Raw genomic sequence first — 3,087 nt, 5'->3', positions numbered from 1 at the left:
CTCATGGTTTCCTCCGACATGGCCTCTAAGAGACCGGGGAAGTGTTCGCGGAGACTCATTTCACCGGCTCCATTTCCTCCTCCTTCTCCAGAAGGTTCGCCAAAGCTACGACTGGCGTTCGCCCGTAGCCTATTAAATCGCCCGGCTCGTAATCGCTCCTGGTCGCATGCCAGTCGTAATTCCGGTCGGGAATCGGCGGCTGGGCGAACGTTAGGTTGATGTCTCGGATGATTTTCACTTTGGCGTTCATTCCTTGTCCCGCTCTGCGATCATGGCGTCGGCTATCGCGTACGCTCGCCTCCCGATTTCTCCACCGTCTTGCTTGCTCGGCCATTGAGCGGTGCTGCACATTCCTTGCATGCAGGCCGCCGCGAAGTAATCGCGCAGCGTCAGCCCTGTATGAATTCCTGAAGATGGACCTGTCTGCTTTCCTTGCTGGCCGTCCGTGGTATACGTCAACTCGCAGGGGAACGCTGGCCCGCCGTCGTTCTTCATACGGTTCTCGCTTTCTTCGGCTTAATCACGGACACCTTCGCCTCGACCTCGCGCGCGTTGCGGCGTGCTGCGGCTGCGCGTGCGCGCACAAGGCGCTTGTAGACTTCCATGCGGCCGGTGAGATACCCGGGTTCGCGGCTCTCGGTGGCCGTGCGGTACCGTCCCCTGAATTTATCGGTGTAGCGGATCATTTGGTGCGGCCTCCTACACTGTCCCTCGGATCGAAGTCGGGCTTGGGCTTCCCGGCTTTCCCGGCGTCGTGCCCTGCTTCCCATGCCTTGGTGCTGCGCTCGGAGCGGAAGTGGCTGAAGTGGCAGTTGAGCGTGTTCGGTCCCTCGACAGCGGAATCCCAGCCAGCCTCCCAATCGAAAACCTCCTGCGTGGTGTACGGCGGCTCGCCATTCATGGCCTTCCCCCCGTTCCGTCTGTCGCCAACCTCACCCCAGTAGCGGCCATTGCCCCTAGGGGGTCCGGACTCCCCAGCCGCAGGTTTGCAGTAAGCGGATTTCGCTCGTTGTAATGGAAGCGCTTCACTTGATCCGCTCCCTGAGTTGCGCGGCCACGCGCTGCGCGGTTGCGCTGTGCCATGCACGGTGCCACTGCTCGTAATCCTCACTCCCTGGCCGATAGGGGTTCAGCGCTGAGGCGAGCCCCATGCGGCCAGCGCGCGCGCCCTCGATCTGCGCCTCATGCAGCGCGTAGTGCTCGCGGGCGGCGTCCATTTCGTCGATCAGCATGGCTTTCGGCGTCGGGATGGAGGGCATCAGGTCTCCTGCCTCATCCTGAGTAACCGGCGTGCCTTGGAGCGCGACGCCTTGATCTGTTTGGCATGACGCAGGCAGTAGAACAGTGAGCCGATGAGCACGCTGGCGCGCCGCCCGCAGACACATAGCGCCCTCGATTTGCGAGGTAGGCTCACGAAATCCTCCGCTTCGTGATCTCGCTGTCCTCGGCAATCGCGGCCATGAAGCACAGGGCAAGGACGCGCCATGCTTTTCGTTCAGCATAGGCAAGACCTGTACCATGCAGCCAGTGCTCGGCAGAACTGGCGGATTCAACGGGCTTAAAAAGATCGGCATACGGATCGACGATGAATGACCATTCCTCAGGACTCCAGTCATCGCCATACGCCGTAGAAGCCACTGCTCGACACGAATAGATTTCCTCATTCCTGTCGATTAACTCCGCTGCCTTCCGGTAAATCTCGCTCAACGGCTTCACGAAATCCTCCGCTTCGTGAGCCATCGGCAGACGCCGTAGCTGTAGGCGATGAAGAACATCACCCCGAGCACGAAGCCGCAGCCGAGACCGACGAAGAATCCCAAGACGGCGGCAGAGGTCATGGCGAGAACTTCTCGACAATGGCACCCCGACCATTCATCGGTGTGAAGCGGCTCTTTGTCTTGTCCGATTCCTTGCCGCCGCGGAATGAGGCCCCGAAGCGCGACGGCTTGGCGATCACGAGCACTGGACCGCCGTTTAACGTGAACTCGCGCTTGCCGATGCGCTCATAGCCCTTCGCTTGCAGGTGGCGGCAATAGCACCGGAACGCTTCCTCGTTGGTCGAGTGAAGTTTCCCTGACCCCTTGTTCTTCGAGCTATCAGGAGTCCACGCCGCGTTCAGCGTCATCAACTGGCCGCTGCAATCGTCCCAAGGAACTCCGCAATACACTTTCCGGCTCATACCCGCGCTCCATGGCTGCGGGCGTCCTCCCCGAGCGAGCGCAGGAGGGCGCGGCGACGCTCCAGCACGGTTTTTGCTGACTCCGGGTAGTGGCGCTCCATCGTTTGCAGATCACTGATCGAATCGCGCAGCGCCTCGACCAGCTTCGCGCGGTCGGCCCGCAGGCGCTTGCACTCGGCGAGCAGGGCGTCGAATTGCTCGACTGCGCGGAGCATCTGCCCGACACCGGGTTGCGCTCCGTCACGGACGTTGATAGCCAATTCACGCGCATGGCTGCGCTCGAACTGCGCGAGGTCCAGCGGCGTTACTTCGTTTTGCCCTACGGTCCGGTCAGGGCTCATACCCGCGCTCCATGGCTGCGGGCGGCTTCCTCGAGCGAGCGCAGGGCGGCGCGGTGTGTGATTAGTTCCGGCGCGGGTTGCTCGCCACCATGACGGGCGCAACGCCCTTGACTTAGCGCGTCGCGCTGGCAACGAACGTCATGACCATTACGGCGCATGATTACTTCGCACTGCGGCAGCGCCGTTGCGTGCGCTTCGTTTTGCCCTACGGTCCGGTTCACGGTGCCCCCTGTTTGCCGCCCTTGAGCGGGCGGGTTAGGCTGAAGTCTGCCTTAGCCTCAAGCATATGTCAAGCATGGCGTTTTGTGGCGGTGCGGCATGGCTGCTTGACCTTAGCCGAAACTGCGCCTAGTATTATTCGTTATGGCACGTAGGAATGGCAAATCCAAGGCCCAGCGCTGGGGCCGCAAGGGCGGTTTGATCGGCGGGCCGCGCAGGGCATTGTCTCTGTCACCTGTGCAACGAGAAGAAATTGCGCGCAAGGCTGCGCTGATTCGGTGGTCGCGGACGCGGCGCCTCGGGCTGACAAAACCGCAATGACGAAGCCAAAGCGCGGATGGCACCGTG

General features: G+C 61.7%; 9 protein-coding genes. All 9 read right to left on the bottom strand.

The window, feature by feature from the left end:
- Positions 1–55: 55 nt before the first annotated feature.
- The 9 genes from Q8P46_12000 to Q8P46_11960 all read right to left on the bottom strand — a co-directional run bounded on the left by Q8P46_12000 (position 56) and on the right by Q8P46_11960 (position 2,520).
- Positions 56–250 (bottom strand): hypothetical protein, encoded by a 195-nt coding sequence (locus Q8P46_12000; protein MDP2620876.1) that lies wholly within the window; start codon positions 248–250, stop codon positions 56–58.
- Positions 247–495 carry a hypothetical protein gene (locus tag Q8P46_11995; protein MDP2620875.1) on the bottom strand — a complete coding sequence of 83 codons (249 nt, stop codon included), beginning with the start codon at positions 493–495 and terminating at the stop codon, positions 247–249. The genes Q8P46_12000 and Q8P46_11995 overlap by 4 nt, the downstream gene beginning before the upstream one ends.
- Positions 492–686: a hypothetical protein gene (locus tag Q8P46_11990; GenBank protein MDP2620874.1), complete on the bottom strand. Its 195-nt coding sequence runs from the start codon at positions 684–686 to the stop codon at positions 492–494. Before Q8P46_11990 ends, Q8P46_11995 begins: the two co-directional genes overlap by 4 nt.
- Positions 683–901 (bottom strand): hypothetical protein, encoded by a 219-nt coding sequence (locus Q8P46_11985; protein MDP2620873.1) that lies wholly within the window; start codon positions 899–901, stop codon positions 683–685. The genes Q8P46_11990 and Q8P46_11985 overlap by 4 nt, the downstream gene beginning before the upstream one ends.
- A gap of 124 nt (positions 902–1,025) precedes the next feature.
- Positions 1,026–1,259, bottom strand: coding sequence for a hypothetical protein (locus Q8P46_11980; GenBank protein ID MDP2620872.1), 234 nt, complete (start codon positions 1,257–1,259; stop codon positions 1,026–1,028).
- Between the two features lie 151 nt (positions 1,260–1,410).
- Positions 1,411–1,740, bottom strand: a complete 330-nt coding sequence (locus Q8P46_11975; protein MDP2620871.1) for a hypothetical protein — start codon at positions 1,738–1,740, stop codon at positions 1,411–1,413.
- Complete coding sequence (locus tag Q8P46_11970) at positions 1,713–1,838, bottom strand: hypothetical protein (protein MDP2620870.1); 126 nt, start codon at positions 1,836–1,838, stop codon at positions 1,713–1,715. Before Q8P46_11970 ends, Q8P46_11975 begins: the two co-directional genes overlap by 28 nt.
- Positions 1,835–2,179 carry a hypothetical protein gene (locus tag Q8P46_11965; protein MDP2620869.1) on the bottom strand — a complete coding sequence of 115 codons (345 nt, stop codon included), beginning with the start codon at positions 2,177–2,179 and terminating at the stop codon, positions 1,835–1,837. Before Q8P46_11965 ends, Q8P46_11970 begins: the two co-directional genes overlap by 4 nt.
- On the bottom strand, positions 2,176–2,520 hold the full coding sequence (locus Q8P46_11960; GenBank protein MDP2620868.1) for a hypothetical protein: 345 nt from the start codon (positions 2,518–2,520) through the stop codon (positions 2,176–2,178). The genes Q8P46_11965 and Q8P46_11960 overlap by 4 nt, the downstream gene beginning before the upstream one ends.
- Positions 2,521–3,087: the final 567 nt, after the last annotated feature.

It is taken from the genome of Hyphomicrobiales bacterium, assembly GCA_030688605.1.
Taxonomy (GTDB): domain Bacteria; phylum Pseudomonadota; class Alphaproteobacteria; order Rhizobiales; family NORP267; genus JAUYJB01.
This window is presented reverse-complemented; position numbering and strand designations above follow the sequence as displayed.

Coding starts and splice junctions, on each gene's coding strand:
- Q8P46_12000 (MDP2620876.1), bottom strand. CDS start 250: ATGAACGCCAAAGTGAAAATCATCCGAGACATCAACCTAACGTTCGCC.
- Q8P46_11995 (MDP2620875.1), bottom strand. CDS start 495: ATGAAGAACGACGGCGGGCCAGCGTTCCCCTGCGAGTTGACGTATACC.
- Q8P46_11990 (MDP2620874.1), bottom strand. CDS start 686: ATGATCCGCTACACCGATAAATTCAGGGGACGGTACCGCACGGCCACC.
- Q8P46_11985 (MDP2620873.1), bottom strand. CDS start 901: ATGAATGGCGAGCCGCCGTACACCACGCAGGAGGTTTTCGATTGGGAG.
- Q8P46_11980 (MDP2620872.1), bottom strand. CDS start 1,259: ATGCCCTCCATCCCGACGCCGAAAGCCATGCTGATCGACGAAATGGAC.
- Q8P46_11975 (MDP2620871.1), bottom strand. CDS start 1,740: ATGGCTCACGAAGCGGAGGATTTCGTGAAGCCGTTGAGCGAGATTTAC.
- Q8P46_11970 (MDP2620870.1), bottom strand. CDS start 1,838: ATGACCTCTGCCGCCGTCTTGGGATTCTTCGTCGGTCTCGGCTGCGGC.
- Q8P46_11965 (MDP2620869.1), bottom strand. CDS start 2,179: ATGAGCCGGAAAGTGTATTGCGGAGTTCCTTGGGACGATTGCAGCGGC.
- Q8P46_11960 (MDP2620868.1), bottom strand. CDS start 2,520: ATGAGCCCTGACCGGACCGTAGGGCAAAACGAAGTAACGCCGCTGGAC.